General features: G+C 48.2%; 19 protein-coding genes. 10 read left to right on the top strand and 9 right to left on the bottom strand.

Annotated features, from left to right (window positions below; translation table 11 throughout):
- Positions 1-21: 21 nt before the first annotated feature.
- Positions 22-582: a DinB family protein gene (locus tag GC178_00610; GenBank protein MBI1286059.1), complete on the bottom strand. Its 561-nt coding sequence runs from the start codon at positions 580-582 to the stop codon at positions 22-24.
- A complete protein-coding gene (locus GC178_00615) occupies positions 579-1,223 on the bottom strand; it encodes a DUF374 domain-containing protein (protein MBI1286060.1) in 645 nt (214 codons plus the stop codon). The genes GC178_00610 and GC178_00615 overlap by 4 nt, the downstream gene beginning before the upstream one ends.
- A gap of 76 nt (positions 1,224-1,299) precedes the next feature.
- Here GC178_00615 and nth point away from each other — a divergent pair, with 76 nt between their 5' ends.
- Positions 1,300-1,941 carry an endonuclease III gene (gene nth / locus GC178_00620; protein MBI1286061.1) on the top strand — a complete coding sequence of 214 codons (642 nt, stop codon included), beginning with the start codon at positions 1,300-1,302 and terminating at the stop codon, positions 1,939-1,941.
- A gap of 4 nt (positions 1,942-1,945) precedes the next feature.
- On the opposite strand, the gene GC178_00625 is transcribed toward nth, so the two are convergent.
- From GC178_00625 to GC178_00635, 3 genes are read right to left on the bottom strand one after another with little or no spacing between them, the layout of a single operon-like run.
- Complete coding sequence (locus GC178_00625) at positions 1,946-2,917, bottom strand: T9SS type A sorting domain-containing protein (protein ID MBI1286062.1); 972 nt, start codon at positions 2,915-2,917, stop codon at positions 1,946-1,948.
- Positions 2,910-3,710, bottom strand: coding sequence for a T9SS type A sorting domain-containing protein (locus tag GC178_00630; protein MBI1286063.1), 801 nt, complete (start codon positions 3,708-3,710; stop codon positions 2,910-2,912). The genes GC178_00625 and GC178_00630 overlap by 8 nt, the downstream gene beginning before the upstream one ends.
- Positions 3,707-4,618, bottom strand: coding sequence for a type IX secretion system membrane protein PorP/SprF (locus GC178_00635; GenBank protein ID MBI1286064.1), 912 nt, complete (start codon positions 4,616-4,618; stop codon positions 3,707-3,709). Before GC178_00635 ends, GC178_00630 begins: the two co-directional genes overlap by 4 nt.
- Before the next feature lie 205 nt (positions 4,619-4,823).
- Here GC178_00635 and GC178_00640 point away from each other — a divergent pair, with 205 nt between their 5' ends.
- The 4 genes from GC178_00640 to GC178_00655 all read left to right on the top strand — a co-directional run bounded on the left by GC178_00640 (position 4,824) and on the right by GC178_00655 (position 7,964).
- Positions 4,824-5,291, top strand: coding sequence for a thioredoxin-dependent thiol peroxidase (locus GC178_00640; GenBank protein MBI1286065.1), 468 nt, complete (start codon positions 4,824-4,826; stop codon positions 5,289-5,291).
- Positions 5,292-5,314: 23 nt separating this feature from the next.
- A complete protein-coding gene (gene recA, locus GC178_00645; GenBank protein ID MBI1286066.1) occupies positions 5,315-6,331 on the top strand; it encodes a recombinase RecA in 1,017 nt (338 codons plus the stop codon).
- The gene (locus GC178_00650; GenBank protein ID MBI1286067.1) at positions 6,328-7,359 is read left to right on the top strand and encodes a tetratricopeptide repeat protein; all 1,032 of its coding nucleotides are present in this window, start codon (positions 6,328-6,330) and stop codon (positions 7,357-7,359) included. The genes recA and GC178_00650 overlap by 4 nt, the downstream gene beginning before the upstream one ends.
- A gap of 74 nt (positions 7,360-7,433) precedes the next feature.
- Positions 7,434-7,964 carry a hypothetical protein gene (locus tag GC178_00655; GenBank protein MBI1286068.1) on the top strand — a complete coding sequence of 177 codons (531 nt, stop codon included), beginning with the start codon at positions 7,434-7,436 and terminating at the stop codon, positions 7,962-7,964.
- A gap of 315 nt (positions 7,965-8,279) precedes the next feature.
- Here GC178_00655 and GC178_00660 read toward each other — a convergent pair whose 3' ends face one another.
- Positions 8,280-9,089, bottom strand: a complete 810-nt coding sequence (locus GC178_00660; GenBank protein ID MBI1286069.1) for an inositol monophosphatase — start codon at positions 9,087-9,089, stop codon at positions 8,280-8,282.
- Positions 9,089-10,252 (bottom strand): diacylglyceryl transferase, encoded by a 1,164-nt coding sequence (locus tag GC178_00665; protein ID MBI1286070.1) that lies wholly within the window; start codon positions 10,250-10,252, stop codon positions 9,089-9,091. The genes GC178_00660 and GC178_00665 overlap by 1 nt, the downstream gene beginning before the upstream one ends.
- Positions 10,253-10,382: 130 nt before the next feature.
- Here GC178_00665 and GC178_00670 point away from each other — a divergent pair, with 130 nt between their 5' ends.
- From GC178_00670 to GC178_00680, 3 genes are all read left to right on the top strand, one after another.
- Complete coding sequence (locus GC178_00670) at positions 10,383-11,132, top strand: outer membrane beta-barrel protein (GenBank protein MBI1286071.1); 750 nt, start codon at positions 10,383-10,385, stop codon at positions 11,130-11,132.
- A gap of 129 nt (positions 11,133-11,261) precedes the next feature.
- The gene (locus tag GC178_00675; protein MBI1286072.1) at positions 11,262-11,762 is read left to right on the top strand and encodes a T9SS type A sorting domain-containing protein; all 501 of its coding nucleotides are present in this window, start codon (positions 11,262-11,264) and stop codon (positions 11,760-11,762) included.
- A gap of 141 nt (positions 11,763-11,903) precedes the next feature.
- Complete coding sequence (locus GC178_00680; GenBank protein MBI1286073.1) at positions 11,904-13,040, top strand: hypothetical protein; 1,137 nt, start codon at positions 11,904-11,906, stop codon at positions 13,038-13,040.
- A gap of 691 nt (positions 13,041-13,731) precedes the next feature.
- On the opposite strand, the gene GC178_00685 is transcribed toward GC178_00680, so the two are convergent.
- A complete protein-coding gene (locus GC178_00685; protein MBI1286074.1) occupies positions 13,732-13,869 on the bottom strand; it encodes a hypothetical protein in 138 nt (45 codons plus the stop codon).
- Between the two features lie 672 nt (positions 13,870-14,541).
- On the opposite strand from GC178_00685, the gene GC178_00690 reads away from it, so the two are divergent.
- Entirely contained in the window at positions 14,542-14,955 is a 414-nt protein-coding gene (locus GC178_00690) for a hypothetical protein (GenBank protein MBI1286075.1), read from the top strand.
- A gap of 58 nt (positions 14,956-15,013) precedes the next feature.
- Positions 15,014-15,640 carry a hypothetical protein gene (locus tag GC178_00695; GenBank protein ID MBI1286076.1) on the top strand — a complete coding sequence of 209 codons (627 nt, stop codon included), beginning with the start codon at positions 15,014-15,016 and terminating at the stop codon, positions 15,638-15,640.
- A 3-nt stretch (positions 15,641-15,643) separates the two neighbouring features.
- Here GC178_00695 and GC178_00700 read toward each other — a convergent pair whose 3' ends face one another.
- Positions 15,644-15,892 (bottom strand): hypothetical protein, encoded by a 249-nt coding sequence (locus tag GC178_00700; GenBank protein ID MBI1286077.1) that lies wholly within the window; start codon positions 15,890-15,892, stop codon positions 15,644-15,646.
- Positions 15,893-16,158: the final 266 nt, after the last annotated feature.

Consider the following 16,158-nt stretch of genomic DNA (forward strand, 5'->3'; position numbering starts at 1 on the left):
AATTAAGAATGATGGTGAGCATTACGGATTCTTATAAGTCCACAGAACCTCTAAGGCTTGGTTCAAATGTCGTTCCTCATGCGTGACAATGATCTCGAATGCCTGTTCCAAGGTGTATACGATCTTTTCGTTGGCTGGCGAATGGATGACCTGACCGTTTTCAAGCAGGTCTTGACATGAGCGCAAAAATTCCTCAAAATGTTCCTGATGAGCAGAGAAACGGGCTATGACGTCCTGTTCAATACTTGAAGAACCCGGTTGCCAGATGGGAAAGGTCTTCATCTTTCGCTTGCGTTCGGGTTCCACCGAACCCAAGATCATCTTACCAAAGAAATTGCGGATGAATCCGAATCTGGATAGGAATCCGAGCTTCAGATTTCCCTTGCGAATCTTTTCAATGATGGGGTAGTACGATTCGTTCACCTGAATGAGGTGTTGGAGGTTTTCGGCAATGCTCCACGTTTCGTCATTGGGTTTGCGGTTCAGTTCTTCTTCAGAGAGGTTGCCGAATTCATCCACCACTTTATTGGTAACGGCATTCATGCGTGTGATCCAGTTTTTGATGGTTTTTTCAAGGCTCATGGCAGTGAGAGTATGGTTTCCAAGTTTTGGATGTCGCTGTCGCCAAATCCATCTCCAATATAAATAGGTCTGTGGTATTCTATTCGTATTCTGGAAAACGGAAGCGGCATTTTTTTGCGATCCCAAGTTCCCAATACCCATTTTGGGCTGGCGTCCATGGTGATGGGAATGATGGGCACATCTGTCTGTTGGGCCATGATAAGCACCCCGGGTTTCAGTTGCTTGGGCGGCCCGGCCGGTCCATCGGGGTTGATCATGGTGCTGTAGCCATTGCGCAGTTGGTGCAGCACACGCTCCAACGCCTCCTTGCCCTTGTTGCCGCTACTGCTGTAGGCAAGTTCCTTCACGCCCATCCACTTGGCCATCATGTGCACGGGTTTCATGAACAACATGGGGTGTTGCAACCATATCTGAGGGTTCCGTATCCGCAGATTCACCGCAAAATGAATGGGCAGGTTCTCGTGCCAGAAGGCGTAGATGTGATTCGGACTTGACGCGAGATTCTCCCTGCCCACGTATTCCACGCGCTGCGTCAAACGGCTCAGAACGGTCATCAATAGCGACAATCCGCCCACCACAAGGCCATACAGCCAATTGAGCTGTTTGATGGGAAATGGGGCGTTTTGGACGGTGTACCTCATTGCCGGAATGAATTAATCAAAATATTGCTTGAATTTAGCTGATGAATGACAAAAGCGTGTTTCTATCTTCGCCAACATGACAAAAAAGGAACGCTTCGAAAAGGTCATCGCGTACTTTCAAGAGCACATGCCAACGGCCGAAACCGAATTGCATTACACCAATCCTTACGAACTATTGGTGGCGGTAATTCTCTCTGCTCAATGCACCGACAAGCGGGTGAATATGGTCACACCTCCATTCTTCGAGCGGTTCCCAGAGGCGGAAACCTTGGCCGCTGCTTCTTCGGATGAGGTCTTTCAGTATATCCGCAGCATCAGCTACCCGAACAACAAGGCCAAACATCTGGTAGGCATGGCCAAGATGCTGGTGGAGGATTTTAAGAACGTGGTGCCATCAGATGTGAAGGAACTTCAGAAAATGCCAGGCGTGGGACGAAAAACTGCCAACGTTATTGCTTCAGTGGTTTACGATAAACCCGCAATGGCGGTGGATACGCACGTTTTCCGCGTTTCAGAACGGTTGGGGTTGACCACCAACGCCAAAACGCCATTGGCCACCGAAAAGCAATTGGTGAAGTACATTCCGAAGGAATTGATTGCCACCGCCCACCATTGGCTCATTCTGCATGGCCGCTATGTTTGCTTGGCGCGGAGCCCCAAATGTGAGAAGTGCGGATTGAAGGACTTCTGCAAGTATTATCAGAAGAATTTCGGTTGAGGGGTTAATCGTGCGCCACGATCAGCTTTTCCGAATGCCTTATGCCATCTTTGTCCAAAACAGAAACGAAGTAGATGCCACTTGGCCAATCGGTTGCGTCAATTTTCGTTAGGTCGGAAGTGTTGTTCATATTCATTTGGAGGATTATCCTTCCTGCCATGTCGGTTATCAGAACCTGTGAGTAAGTTGAACCCATTTGGTTAATGATCACCTGCTTGTTGGCTGGATTCGGATAAACCAGATTTTTGAACGTATCAACTCCATATTCAGGTACAGAAAGAACCGTTCCTCTGAGAACCATGAATCTCATTATGGATCCAATTTTTGAATTGTTTCGCCACTCAGAAATTTCAACAGCCGCTAACATGTCACAGACCTCTACTGGTTCGTATGTAAAAATGCCTTCGTCTGTAATATTAAAGGTGCTCGGAATACTGTAGCCTGGTGTGTTCTGGTAAGCAATGATCTCATAGCTCAAACTGTCTCCGTCTGAGTCGATTCCTGTGACCGCTTGTGTTAATAGACCGTTCTGATAATCTGTGTCCCATTCGTTAGTTGAGATAGTGGGGGAGCTGTTGAGTCCAACGAACCCATTCAGTTTGAAATTTTCTTCCAAGTATAATGGGCTGCTGCTTGAGTTTGGAATATTGCAAATTCCACCGAGCAGGTCGCCTCCGTAAAGAAATACTCTATTGGCTACAATTGATGGACCTGAATAAGTATGAGAAAACTGAGTAGAGGCATGACAAACACCTTCTTCAACCGAATCTACTTGGGCGGTTTGAGAGATGGTCGTTCCGTCACCGAGATCAACAACCAGATTGATGGAGTCGGACGGTTCGCATAACCAAACGGAAATGTCTGTTTGGACCGTTAGTCCGCTGACGATTTCATATCGGATCGTTCCTCCACAAATGCTTTGAGCGATGACACCATTGTAGAGAAGGGAAAAGAAAATGATGAGCGATCTATTCATGTTGTACAATTAGTTTTCCCGAAAGTTGGTGTCCTGCTTGGTCCATTACGGAAACGAAGTAGATGCCATTTGGCCAATTTTTCGTTTCGATTGAAAGGTTGTCTTTCCCAATTGAAAGAGCTCTTTCAAGCACTTGCTTTCCGCTACTGTCCCAAATTGAGACCCGACCAATGGTGGGTTTGTTGCCATTTTGTATTGTAAACCGATTCGCTGTGGGATTTGGGAAGAGCGTGAAACTCAAGGCATTTGATTCATTGATTCCATTGTAGCAAGAGTCGGGTAAAAGCACGGGGAACTCGATGCAGTATGATAAGCCTGTGCAACCTGTGGAATCGGTCACCTCCAGTTTGTAACAGCATGGGCAGCATGGTACGATAGAGTCAACTATAAAACTGTTGGTTTCGTTAGGTATCGGCTCTTCCGTTGGTAGCCAAAACCATTGAAATGATTCAAATTGGTCAGCATTGGTTGCGGCAATCGTATCTCCATTTTGAATCAGCAAAGGTTCTGGTGAATGAACCGTCACCGAAATAACTGAATCCACGAAAGTGCTATCTACGTTTCCCTGAGAATCCAATAGCGTTACCCAATAGTCGCCACTTTCCGTAACGGTAATACACTGGGTTGTGCTTCCATTGTTCCATAGGTAAGACGAGTAAGCAGGCTCCACGCAGAGCGTGACGGATTCGCCATTGCAAAACTCCAAAGGACCGTCCGAAGTGATGGCTGGTTGGGCATGAATTGTTCCAGCCACCAGTAACCATATCACGGAGAGGAGAATCCTTTTTATCATATTTGGTCAATAGGTTTTCTCGATTGGAACAGATGAATTCTCAGATAGGCTTCGTGGCTTCCTGTGGAGTAGTTTTTCAGTTTGTTTGTCAGGATGTCGTACGTGTAAGCAAGGGTAAACCATTTCAGGTTAAATTCGATGCCGACCATTGCAGCGTTATCGAAACGATATCCGCCACCTACACTAACTCCATCGAAGAACTTGTTGAGATTGCGGGTGCCGAACCATAGAAATTGATCGAACTGGTACGAAGACGCATCCGTTTTGAATAGCGCAATGGGTTTCAGTCTCCAGATTTTCCCAATCTTGGCTTCGTAGGAGGCATAGCCGTAGTAGTGTCTTGCGTATGTAAACGTAGAGGTCGCGTTTTCGTCCTTGAATTTGATCTGAGGGCTTGTCACATGCCTTGCGCTGAAACCGATGGCAATACCTCTGTATCTGTAAGCCAGTCCGAGACCAAGGTCGAAGTTCATGCCGCTTCGGGAGGAGGTGATGAGATTCGGGTCGTTTGCTTGAATCGGATCGAGTTGACTGCCATCCAACTGATTGAACAGTATGCCGAGTTGTATGGCGGGAATCAACTGGTGTTCGCCAATATGCAAATTGTAGGCGTAGTTTATCAGCGCGCTCTGATTTACTTGCGCACCCAATTTGTCGTAGAGGTAAGAAACACCAAAGGCACTATGTATTTTTTCCACCAAAAAGGATGCATTTGCAAGACCGACAATAGGTCGTCCTTCAAAACCGACCCATTGTTGTCTGTGCCAACCTGAGATGTTCAAGTTGTAATCGTTCACCATAAAGGCTGGATTTACAAATGAGTTGTAATCGTTATTAATGGTGAATTGCGGGTCCTGTTGAGAGTAACATAACACGGGGAAGAATAACAATAGAATCAATCTTTTCATCCTGCACAATTTGGATTGTAAATTACTATTTATTGTTAGAGAAGTGGGGTTTCAGGTGATCTGCAACGTAAATAGATTACGTTCAGCCGTCTTAGACTTGCAATCAAAGTGGAAAACTTGGTAGCGAAACACTCGGAAACCGAACTTAAACATCGTTACTTTGTTTGCCTTCGAGATAAAAACCTAAAAGGAAAACGCAATGAGCATAGTGACATTGAAAGCAGGGGATAAGGCACCGGATTTTACTGGAAAAGATCAGGACGGGAACAGCGTTTCGCTATCCGATTTCAAAGGAAAGCGTGTGGTGATTTATTTCTACCCGAAGGATATGACCCCAGGTTGTACGGCACAGGCCTGCAATCTGGGCGAGAATTACAGCGAACTTCAAAAGCGCGGTTTTGTGGTCATCGGAGTTTCGGCCGATGATGAGAAACGCCACCAGAAGTTCATTGAGAAGTACAGTCTGCCGTTTACGCTATTGGCAGATACCGACCTGAAGATCATCAAAGCCTATGGCGTTTGGGGATTGAAGAAATTCATGGGCAAAGAATATGATGGCATTCACAGAACCACCTTCGTTATTGGCACGGACGGGAAATTGGAAGCAGTCATCACCAAAGTGAACACAAAAGACCATACAGCTCAGATATTGGAAGAACTGGGCGAGAAATAAACCTAACTACAGAAAAGACGATCATGGCAAAAGACGAAAAAGCAGAGAAACTGAAGGCCCTCCAAATGGCCATGGATAAACTGGAGAAGGCCCACGGAAAAGGCGCCATCATGCGCATGGGCGATTCGGCCGTGGAAGATGTGGAAGTAATCCCATCGGGTTCCATCGGATTGGACATTGCGCTCGGAATCGGTGGCTATCCGAAAGGGCGTATCATCGAGATCTACGGGCCTGAATCATCAGGTAAGACCACGTTGGCCATTCACGCCATTGCGGAAGCGCAGAAGAAAGGCGGCATTGCAGCGATGATCGATGCGGAGCACGCTTTCGACCGCTTTTACGCACAGAGTTTGGGCGTTGACATTGATAATCTGCTCATTTCGCAGCCAGATAATGGCGAGCAGGCCTTGGAAATTGCGGAGAACCTTATCCGTTCTGGAGCCATCGACATTATCGTTATCGACTCTGTTGCGGCACTCACTCCGCGAAGCGAGATAGAAGGAGAAATGGGAGACAGCAAGGTCGGTCTGCAGGCACGTTTGATGTCGCAGGCGCTGCGTAAGCTCACAGGAACCATCAGCAAGACAGGCGCTGTTTGCATCTTCATCAACCAGTTGCGTGAGAAGATCGGGGTGATGTTTGGAAATCCTGAGACAACAACAGGTGGTAACGCATTGAAGTTCTATTCATCTGTTCGTCTGGACATCCGTAGAGCAGGGCAGATAAAGAGCGGAGAAGACACCACGGGAAACCGCGTTCGCGTGAAGGTGGTGAAGAACAAGGTCGCACCTCCGTTCCGCAAGGCCGAATTCGACATCATGTATGGCGAAGGCATCTCCAAAGTGGGTGAGATCATCGACCTTGGTGTGGACCATGGCATTGTGAAGAAGAGCGGTTCGTGGTTCAGTTATAGCGAAACCCGCTTGGGACAAGGACGTGATGCGGTGAAAGAACTGCTGCTCGACAATCCAGAGCTGATGGAGGAGCTGGAAGGAAAGATCAAGGATTCGATAACTGGAAAAGTGCCTGTGGCGGAATGAGGCGAGCCCTTTTAGTTGTAAGTATTGCGTTGCTTGGTTTCGGTTGCGACACGTCTACCAAAGAAGCGAATCAGGAATCGGTTGAAGAGGTAAGCGCTGTATTGCCAGGCGAGGCCAAACTCGACAGTTTGACCAAGCTTATTGAGGCAAACCCGAACGACCCGAAGCTGCTGAACGAACGTTCCAAGGTTTTTCTGGAGGTGAACGAGACCAATTATGCCTTGGCTGATGTGGGACGTGCGTTGATGATGGATAGCACTATTGCCGATTTCTACCTCACCATTTCCGATGTCTACTTTCGGCTGAACAAGCCGCAATTGTGTTTGAGTGCGCTACAGAAAGCACATGCGTTGCAGCCTGATATGCTCGAACCGTTGTACCGCTTGGCGCAGTTCAGTCTCTACATTGATAAGTTTCAGGAGTGCATCAACTATGCGAATGACATGCTGCGCATCAATGCGCGGGATGACCGTCCGTTCATGGTAAAATCATTGTGCTACAGCGAGTTGGGCGATACCACCAAGGCCATTGAGAACATGCTGGAGGCCGTGACACTCAATCCAGACAATTTTGATGGCTACATGCAGCTTGGTGTGCTTCATTACCACAAAAAAGATCCGCGTGCCGAAGATTATTTCAGGGCGGCATTGGACATACGCCCAGATGATATTCTGACGCTGTACGACCTGGGGCTTTTCTATCAGGACAACGACAGGTTGAATGATGCGCTGCGCACCTATACGCATATCTTGGAATTGGACAGCACCTACACCAACGCCTACTACAACATGGGCTACATTCATTATCAGTATCTGAAGGAATACGATAAAGCGTTGGAGAATTTTGACAAGGCCGTCAAGCTCAATCCGAAGTATCATCAGGCTGTTTACATGCGCGGTCTGTGCTACGAGGCCAAAGGCGATGTGCAGCGGGCGAAATCTGAGTATTCGTATGCCATTCAGTTGAATCCAGACTACAAATTGGCAGCAGATGGTCTTACGAGATTGTTAAGTAAGACACCCAAATAGTTGATGGCATACTTCTTGCCTTGCAAGCAGCCGTTCAATTTCTAACTTTATCGCTCCTTAAAAACTACCGACCTATGAAACGCAATTTTTTCGCAACCATTCTGATGTTGGCATTGCTACCTGGTTACACCATGGCTCAAGATGCCTTGTGTGACAATCTGAAAAAGGTGGTGGATGCTGGTCAGGATTACTTCAAAGACATTCGAGGTGAAGAAACCTCGCTGGAGATACGTGGAGTTCCCAAGCCATACAACAAATCGACCGTTACATTGAAGGACGGTGTGGAAATGTTGATCACAGCGGATGAAATGTACCCTGAAGCAGTTACTTATTTGGATGAGACACGATTCTATTCTCAGGAGTTGGAGTCAAGCTACCAGAAGTTGAAAGAAACGTTGACCTCTTGCTTGGGTGACAACTGGGTAACGCAGGAGAAGGACAAGACCAACGACATTTTCTTGGAGGATACCGATTTCAAGAAATTCATCATGCGAGAGAACAAGCAAGGTAAGAAAGTGAAGATCGAGCTTTATATGTACAACCAGCGCGAGTTGAACACATGGGTGGTTGAATTGAAAGTATTCGGTATCGGTCGTAAGATCTGACGATACAGGCTAAGATTTCGAAAGCCCTCTTGCTGAAAAGTGAGAGGGCTTTTTGTTTCAGAACTCCACGGCTTGAAAACGGGGGTGTCCGAAATGCCGGTTCTGTGAATGAATCCAGTTATTCTTATTAAAAAGAAGGAGATGTGGAAAATGGTTGAAACCATTCCTGAACAAGTTTATTCCACCATAGCCCACGATTTAAATCGTGGGCTATGATGGACGCAGGGCACCAACCGTTTTAACGGTTTTGTAGGCAGGTCTACCATTGGCAAGTGTGATTCCGGTTGTTTTCGGACACCCCAATTTTCAAAACCTTCAAGGTCTCATAAACCCCGCAAGAAGCTCTAAAAACTCTTTGTAGACATGCGGATTGGTGGCAATGATCTCTTTGGTGAAAATGGCATCATCTCCGCCTGAGAAATCGCTGACCGTTCCGCCAGCTTCGCGAACAAGCAGAATTCCAGCCGCTACATCCCACGGACTGAGACTGTATTCGTAGAACCCATCAAAACGACCAGCGGCAACGTACGCAAGGTCGGTGGCCGCAGAACCTGGCCGCCTGATGCCATGCGAATGTTTCATCAGGTGTTTGAAGAGATTGAGGTATTGGTCGAGCAGATGATAGTCGTAATACGGAAACCCTGTTCCGAACAGCGAATCTTCAACCGTTTTGGCTTCCGAAACATGAATGCGGTTTCCATTGAGATAGGCACCACCATTCTTCCAGCCGAAGAACATCTCGTCCTGATTCATCTCATACACCACCCCCAGCAGCGGTTCTTTCTCGGAAACGAGCGCTATGCTCACAGCAAATAAAGGCATGCCGTGGATGAAATTGGTGGTGCCATCCAGCGGGTCGATCACCCACTTCAGCGGATTTTCGTCTCTGTGTTCAGTGCCTTCTTCCGTGATAAATCCTGCTTCGGGAAGAATGTCCTTTAAGCGGCCTACGATCAGCTTCTCCGATTCCTTGTCCACATACGAAACGAAATCGTTATGACCCTTGGCCTCCACTTTTTTGGTAGAGAACACCTTGCGCTCTGTAAGGATGAAAACACCTGCATCCCAGGCCACATTGCGGACCTTCTCGGTCAGGTCTTTCAGTTGTTGGTTGCTGAACGCCATCAGTATTTCACCAGTTTGTTGCCCACTTTGGGGATGATGATGATGCCGATGAGCCCCAGCAGGATCATGACGGAAGAGATGATCTCCGCCTGCGTGATACCATGACCAAGGATATGATATTCGTTATTGATGCGTATCTGTTCAATGAGCAAACGCTCTATGCCTGAAAGCAGTAGATACCACACCGCCAGTTGTCCTGGAACTTTCCAGCGCTTGCGCATAAACCATAGGAAACTGAAAATGAGCAACGCCATCATGGTCTCGTAGAGTGGGGTGGGATAGGCATAGCCTGTAAGGCTTGTGTAACCCATCTGCGCAAAATCTGTCTTCAGGTCGATGCCGAGCACGTTATTCGGGTAATTGTAAGCCCAGAGCCAGTCGGGAAGCCAGCTCATCCAATCGGGTTTGGGCGCATCGTTCGGTATTCCCCAGTCGCCATCGCCCGCCAATTGGCAACCAAGCCGTCCGATACCGTAGGCGAGCATCAGCCCTGGTAGCGTGGCATCTGTGAGGTGGATGATCGGGATGTTGTTCTTTTTGGCGTAATACCAGATAGCGGCCGTGGCACAGATGAATCCACCCAAAAATGAGAGCCCGCTGAATGACACCAGCGCGTTCATAGGGTCAGCCATCAGGTCATCCCAGTTTTCGAGATTGTGGAAGACCTTGGCACCCAGAATCCCGAACACCGCAGCCAGTATCGTGATCGTGCTCACATGGTCTTTCGGGTGTACTGTCATTTCCACCTGCTGAGGTTCGGGAAGTGTGATTTTGCTGTCGTCATACAGGCGCACGCCCACCGACACAGCGGCACCGATAATGCCACCAAGCAGGCTTCCCTCATACGAAAGGATAAACGCCTGTGGATTGCCTATCACCGTCTGGAAGTCAAGAACGATTCCCAATAGTTTGTAGCCAATGAGAAAGCCAATGATGCCCGAAACCACCTTTTCGCTCAATGTCGATCTCTTGCCCACCCACGTCAAACGTTTGATGGAGGGGATGAGTCCTTCGCGCTCCTTTCTGCGCAGTTCGGCCGCCAAGTTCATGCTGGCCGCCATAAAGGCAATGGCCACCATCATTCCGAAACTCTGCACCAGTTTGAACGGTGGGATGGGAATTCCTGTCAGGTCCAGAACAAGATCGTATAGCGTTGGGTACATGCGTTCCTTTCGGTTTGAGGGTGCAAAGATGCACTTATTGATGGGAGTGAAGTTTGACGCAGGTTACACTTGCGTTATCACCGCCATCGATCTTCGACTGAATCCTGTTAAACCCTTACTTTCGTGACCGATGAAAAGACTATCCCTACTTCTCGGTTTCGGTTTCTTGTTTCTAACGGCAGTTGCACAGGAAAATGAGGTGCTCCTACTTCAGCTGAAAGCTGGCTATTCGCCTGATGTGGCCTTTCGGACCTTGCAACCCCGTGATAAGAACGATTCTGGCGAAAAGCAGGCAATAGACTATCGGAATAAGGATGAGGTTCCTATTTACGGCAATACCGCCTATGTTTCTGCGTGTTACAACCTCAATCAACACATCGGGGTGGAGGCGGGACTGCAATACGCGCTCAAAGGCTATCAGACCAAGCAACATGAGCTCACGTACGGTCAATTGATAGACCCGCGCTACGGATTCGTGTACAACCCCAATGCAGGCATGGCCGATAAGGTCAGGTTCGCGTATCGGTTCCATTATATTGGCATTCCTATCAAGTTCAATTACACGTTGGGTACGGGCAAAACGCGTTTCTTCGGTAGTGTAGCGGTGGTCACCGAGTTTCTGGTCTCCTCGCAGCAGACAGCGGTTTGGAGCTATTCGGATGGAAGCAAGAAAAGGAATGCAGTCAGTTCTCCTTACGATTTCCGAACGGTGAACTTTTCACCCCAACTGAGTGCGGGAGTTGATTATCGCATCAACAACCGAATGGGTGTCTTGGTGGAGCCTACTTTCCGTTTCGGGGCCATCAATATTGTTGATGCACCCATCCGAGGCTATCTCTGGAGCTTTGGGCTGAATCTCAGCTACTATTTCGGGCTGTAAGCCAATTCCTTAGATGCTGAACTCAGCATCGGTCGTTTGTCCCGAAAAGAGAGCGGTAGGTCGATAAAATTTCATTACTGGTGTGTTGTGGAGGTACTTTCGATAACGCTAACCACTAAACATCAAGGAATGAAGAACGTATTTACACTATTATTCGCTGTATTGGTTTCAACTGTCGCTTTCGGTCAAAAAAACGCCTGCGACAAATCAGGAAAGGTATTGGTTTGCCACATTCCTCCTGGAAATCCTGAGAATGCACACGAGATCTGTATCTCGGAGAACGGAGTGCCTGCACACTTGGCTCACGGATGCTACGTAGGCTATTGCAACCCTGGTGACAACACCAAGTTGGATGGTCAGCATATTGATGAGAACTTCGGAGACTACGTAACTGTATATCCAAACCCGGTGCAGAACGTGATGAGCTTTGAAATGGTGTTTCCTGAAGATACCAAAGCAGAGATCAGCATCTACGATATGCGAGGAACGCTTGTAGCCAAAGTGTTCGATGGAATGGCAGACAGCTCCTTCATCATGAACTGGAACGCAGAGCAGTTGGCCGCAGGCATTTATGTGGTGCGTGTTACCACGCCATCCAAGATGCACGTATTCAAAATGAATAAAAGCTAAGCATGTGGTCTAAATGAAACTTGAAAGCCTCGGGAATACCTGAGGTTTTTTTGTTTGGTGTTTTCAGCGGCACAATGCGTTTTAGATTATTTTACGACTTTCGTTCATTCTTAACCATCATTTGAACATTTAAACACGGACATGAAACATATTACATACTTGACCCTTGGTATGCTTACGGGCTCGCTTTTCATTTTAAACGGCTGTAAAAAAGATTCAAACGACACCTCCTGCGGGGGCGATGGCATTCTCTGCAACGTGGCAGGAGTGGCCGAGCAGAGCGGAGGAGGTGGTAACGGAGGAGATGCACTTCAAGCATTTCTCTACTGGCCCATGGATGTGGCCGAAGACACGGATGGGAATATCATCGTTGTCGATTTTAACAATCATTGCGTGCGTAAGATCGATGAGAACGGGGTGATCAACGTGATCATCGGTTCCGGTGTGCTTGGAGACGACCCGACCGGACAAGCGTTGGACATCAATTTGAATCACCCTACGTGCCTGACCATAGGCCCTGACGGCAACTATTGGCTATCTGCATGGCACAATTGGAAAGTGAAGCATATCGATCACGCTACAGGCGTGGTCACTTCGCCTATTGGCACCAGCCAAGGTTTGCTTGGAGACGGAGGTCCGGCCAATGCGGCAAAATTGGATCTGCCAAGCTGTACCGTATTCGATAGCCAAGGCAATGCTTACGTTACCGATCAGGCCAACCAGCGCATCAGAAAAGTGGATGTGAACAACATCATCACCACATTTGTAGGGGGCGATGAAGGGTTTGCAGATGGTGTTGGAGGTGCTGCTCAGTTCAGCCTTCCACGTGGGTCGAATGCAGGACCAGGAGGAAAGATCGACATCTCTAACGATAAGAGTTCTTGGTTGGTGATGGCCGATACAAAGAACAACCGTGTGCGTAAGATCGACCTTTCAACAGGTGAAGTGACCACCATTGCCGGAACAGGCGACCAAGGTTATTCGGGAGATGGTGGCCCGGCCACATCAGCGCAGCTTTACTGGCCTACAGACGTGGCAGTTGGTCCGAACAACGTCATCTATGTGGCCGACTCGAAGAACAACGTCATCCGTAAGATCGACACGGACGGAACCATCAGCACCGTTGCAGGTTCGGGAGCGTTGGGTCATTCTGACAATGGCACAAAGGCCACTCAGGCCAGCCTCAACAAACCAACAGGTGTGTTCGTATCATCAACAGGGGTGCTTTACATTGCCGATACATATAACCATCAGGTAAAGCGCGTTAGCAATCCATAATGCCCTTCAGCGGCTTCCTGATGAACACTCCACAGGAAAACGGAAATGGTTCTATTGGCCGTTACGTTTTTCTCTGGAGTGTTCTTTTTTTGCTCTGCACAGTATCAGCTTGCAAGAAACCGGATGAAATAGACACCAAGGACTATCCGAAAGATATTGGTGAGATCATGGTGGGGAAATGTGCTGTCTCAGGCTGTCATAATACAAGCAGCAAGGCGGCTGCCAGCAACCTCGACCTCAGCACGTGGGACGCCATGATGCAAGGAAGCCGAAACGGAGCGGTAACGGTTCCGTTCACTTATACACAGAGTTCACTTTTCCTGTTCACCAATACCTATCAGGACCTTGGCGTGGTGGTGCCACCATCCATGCCGTACAATCGCACACCGCTTTCGCGGGATGAGGTGCTGGCCATCCGCTACTGGATAACTGACGGAGCTCCGAACGCCAACGGTACCGTGCGTTTTACCGATGATCCGCATCGCGAGAAATACTACGTGGTAGACCGAGGCTGCGACCTTGTGGCCGTTATGGATATGGAAACCGACCTCATTATGCGGTATGTGAAAACCACATTCAACTTGGATGTGGAATTTGCCGAAGAGGTTCATATTGCTCCCAACGGAGAATTCTGGTATGTGGTGAGCAAGAACGGAGAAGTGATCAGTAAATACAGGACGGACGATGACAGCTACATCGGCACGGTGGTTCTCGACCATGGCAAATGGAGATCGTTCTGCATCTCAGATGATTCGCAAAAGGCATTCATCATCAATTCAGAAGCTGCTGGAACTGCGGTCTGCATCGACCTGAATGCCTTGGATGTCATCCAGTACTACAACGACCTGCCGAATTTTGCTTACCCTTACAGCGCTTGTACGAATGGAAATGAGCTGCTTATCGGCTCTTTGACAGGAAATATGATCTACAAACTGAATGTAAGCGATCCACTTTCACCCGTCCTTTCCTCGGTGGTGTTGCAGGATGGTCAGGCACCCGATACCAGTTCCTCGTTCAATCCACAGCACATCTTCATTCATCCGAACAATGGCAAGTACTACGTGGCATGTACGGGTACCAACGAAGTACGGGTCTATGATTCCCAAACGGATGCCTTCATTACATCCATTGCTGTTGGCATCGGCCCGGAGAATATGACCTGGTCTTCTTCCAAAGACTATCTGTTTGTGGCATCTACAGAAGATACGGAGACTTACTCGGGCAAACGAGGTTCCATTGCAACCATCGATTGTGCCTCCAATTCAGTCATCTCAACACTTTATGCGGGTTCGCAACCGCATGGCATGGCGGTAGATGAAACGCACAACCGACTCATTGTGGCCAACCGCAACTTTTCGCAAGATGGCCCCGCCCCTCACCACGTTACCGAATGCAATGGCCGTAACGGCTACATCACTTACGTGGATCTGAGCACCTTGGAACTTGTGCCTGACAAACGATATGAGGTTTCCGTTGACCCCATTTGTGTTACCATCCGAAATTGACAAACCCTAAATACATCATCATGCATATCAAATACATCGTTCTTATTGCCAGTATTACATCGTTAAGTGCCTGCTCCAAAAAATGCGACAAAAGCTCTCCGGGAACGGGAGGGAAGGTCACGCTTGAAGGTCAGGTAAAGCACCACGATGCGGTCATTCCCAATGCAACCGTTCATATCAAATTCGGAGCAACGGAATTCCCTGGAGCAGATGTTTCGGCTTACGATATGGTTGTTGCATCCGATTCAAGCGCAGCGCACTATACAGTATCGAATCTCGCCCAAGGCGATTATTACCTCTACGGAACGGGTTACGATCCCAATATCCAAGATTCTGTTTTCGGTGGAATAAGTGTTGAAATATGTGAGGATGGCGGCACCGTTCAAAGCAATGTTCCTGTAACCGAGTGATTATTTGAACACGGGAGTTGTTTAGCGATAGACTTGACCAACCTGACAGAATTTGTCAATGACGAACCAAAAAGTAGACACCTATCTGGCCGAAGGTTGCGGCCGCTGTTCTTACTGGCGCACACCGAAATGCAAGGTGCATAGTTGGGCAGAGCCGCTGGAAAAATTGAGGATCATTCTCCTTGATACAGAGCTTGCCGAAGACCTCAAATGGAAACAGCCCTGCTATACACTCAACGGGAATAATGTCTTGATAATGAGTGCTTTCAAAGAGTTCTGTTCGCTGAACTTCTTTAAAGGTGCACTACTGAAAGATGCTCATAATTTGTTGGTGGCACCGGGAGAGAACTCGCAGGCCATGCGCCAGTTGAGGTTTACCGATGCGCAGCAGGTAGCAGAGCAGGAGGCCGTTATCCGAGAATACATCAAACAGGCCATTGAAATTGAAAAGCAGGGACTGAAGGTTGAATTCAAGGAGAAGAAGGAATTGGAACTTCCGGAAGAACTTGAACAAAGGTTAGCGGAAGATGCTAAACTGAAAGTCGCTTTCGAAGCTCTAACTCCTGGAAGGCAACGCGGTTATGTGCTGTTCTTCTCCCAGCCCAAACAATCACAGACCCGCCACACGCGCATAGAGAAATGCACTCCGCAGATCTTGCAAGGCAAGGGGTTACACGACCGTTAGGCGTTACCACTTCGCCCAGCGCGCTACCACACAGAATAGGGTGGTACCAAGGGATCTACTGCCGCCACATGGCTTTGGAGTTGCTCCAAGCCGTGCAACCCTTTCACGTAAAAGCAAAGGAATCACCTCACAGCCCGTGCTCTGTATGATCCTGCGCATGATGTTGATGGCCGCATCATGCCCATCAAAAAGGCTGGCCGCGGTCACAATTCTGATCTTATTCTTCGGTCTGTATGGCGCTACTTCCTGCATCGTGTCGTGTTATTCCGCGAATTTACGATTTAGCCTTTGGGGTTTATTGATGATGAGGGCGTTACCCTACGGGTCGGGCTTTCCGCTATATCTTTTTTGCCTGCGGACAAAAAAAGATGCCGCTGCAATCCCTTATATGTTTGTTTTCAAGAGTTGAGTAGCTTGGCATTGGAGTTGGACGATCCCTTGGGGCAATGACCCTGTGCGTTAGTTTCTTCCCTCTGTCAGGTTGAGTCTGCGGTATGACCTGGTACATGGATGCCGAA

This window comes from Flavobacteriales bacterium, from assembly GCA_016124845.1.
Lineage (GTDB): Bacteria > Bacteroidota > Bacteroidia > UBA10329 > UBA10329 > UBA10329.

Coding starts and splice junctions, on each gene's coding strand:
- GC178_00610 (MBI1286059.1), bottom strand. CDS start 582: ATGAGCCTTGAAAAAACCATCAAAAACTGGATCACACGCATGAATGCC.
- GC178_00615 (MBI1286060.1), bottom strand. CDS start 1,223: ATGAGGTACACCGTCCAAAACGCCCCATTTCCCATCAAACAGCTCAAT.
- nth (MBI1286061.1), top strand. CDS start 1,300: ATGACAAAAAAGGAACGCTTCGAAAAGGTCATCGCGTACTTTCAAGAG.
- GC178_00625 (MBI1286062.1), bottom strand. CDS start 2,917: ATGAATAGATCGCTCATCATTTTCTTTTCCCTTCTCTACAATGGTGTC.
- GC178_00630 (MBI1286063.1), bottom strand. CDS start 3,710: ATGATAAAAAGGATTCTCCTCTCCGTGATATGGTTACTGGTGGCTGGA.
- GC178_00635 (MBI1286064.1), bottom strand. CDS start 4,618: ATGAAAAGATTGATTCTATTGTTATTCTTCCCCGTGTTATGTTACTCT.
- recA (MBI1286066.1), top strand. CDS start 5,315: ATGGCAAAAGACGAAAAAGCAGAGAAACTGAAGGCCCTCCAAATGGCC.
- GC178_00650 (MBI1286067.1), top strand. CDS start 6,328: ATGAGGCGAGCCCTTTTAGTTGTAAGTATTGCGTTGCTTGGTTTCGGT.
- GC178_00655 (MBI1286068.1), top strand. CDS start 7,434: ATGAAACGCAATTTTTTCGCAACCATTCTGATGTTGGCATTGCTACCT.
- GC178_00660 (MBI1286069.1), bottom strand. CDS start 9,089: ATGGCGTTCAGCAACCAACAACTGAAAGACCTGACCGAGAAGGTCCGC.
- GC178_00665 (MBI1286070.1), bottom strand. CDS start 10,252: ATGTACCCAACGCTATACGATCTTGTTCTGGACCTGACAGGAATTCCC.
- GC178_00670 (MBI1286071.1), top strand. CDS start 10,383: ATGAAAAGACTATCCCTACTTCTCGGTTTCGGTTTCTTGTTTCTAACG.
- GC178_00675 (MBI1286072.1), top strand. CDS start 11,262: ATGAAGAACGTATTTACACTATTATTCGCTGTATTGGTTTCAACTGTC.
- GC178_00680 (MBI1286073.1), top strand. CDS start 11,904: ATGAAACATATTACATACTTGACCCTTGGTATGCTTACGGGCTCGCTT.
- GC178_00685 (MBI1286074.1), bottom strand. CDS start 13,869: ATGACATCCAAGGCATTCAGGTCGATGCAGACCGCAGTTCCAGCAGCT.
- GC178_00695 (MBI1286076.1), top strand. CDS start 15,014: ATGACGAACCAAAAAGTAGACACCTATCTGGCCGAAGGTTGCGGCCGC.
- GC178_00700 (MBI1286077.1), bottom strand. CDS start 15,892: ATGCAGGAAGTAGCGCCATACAGACCGAAGAATAAGATCAGAATTGTG.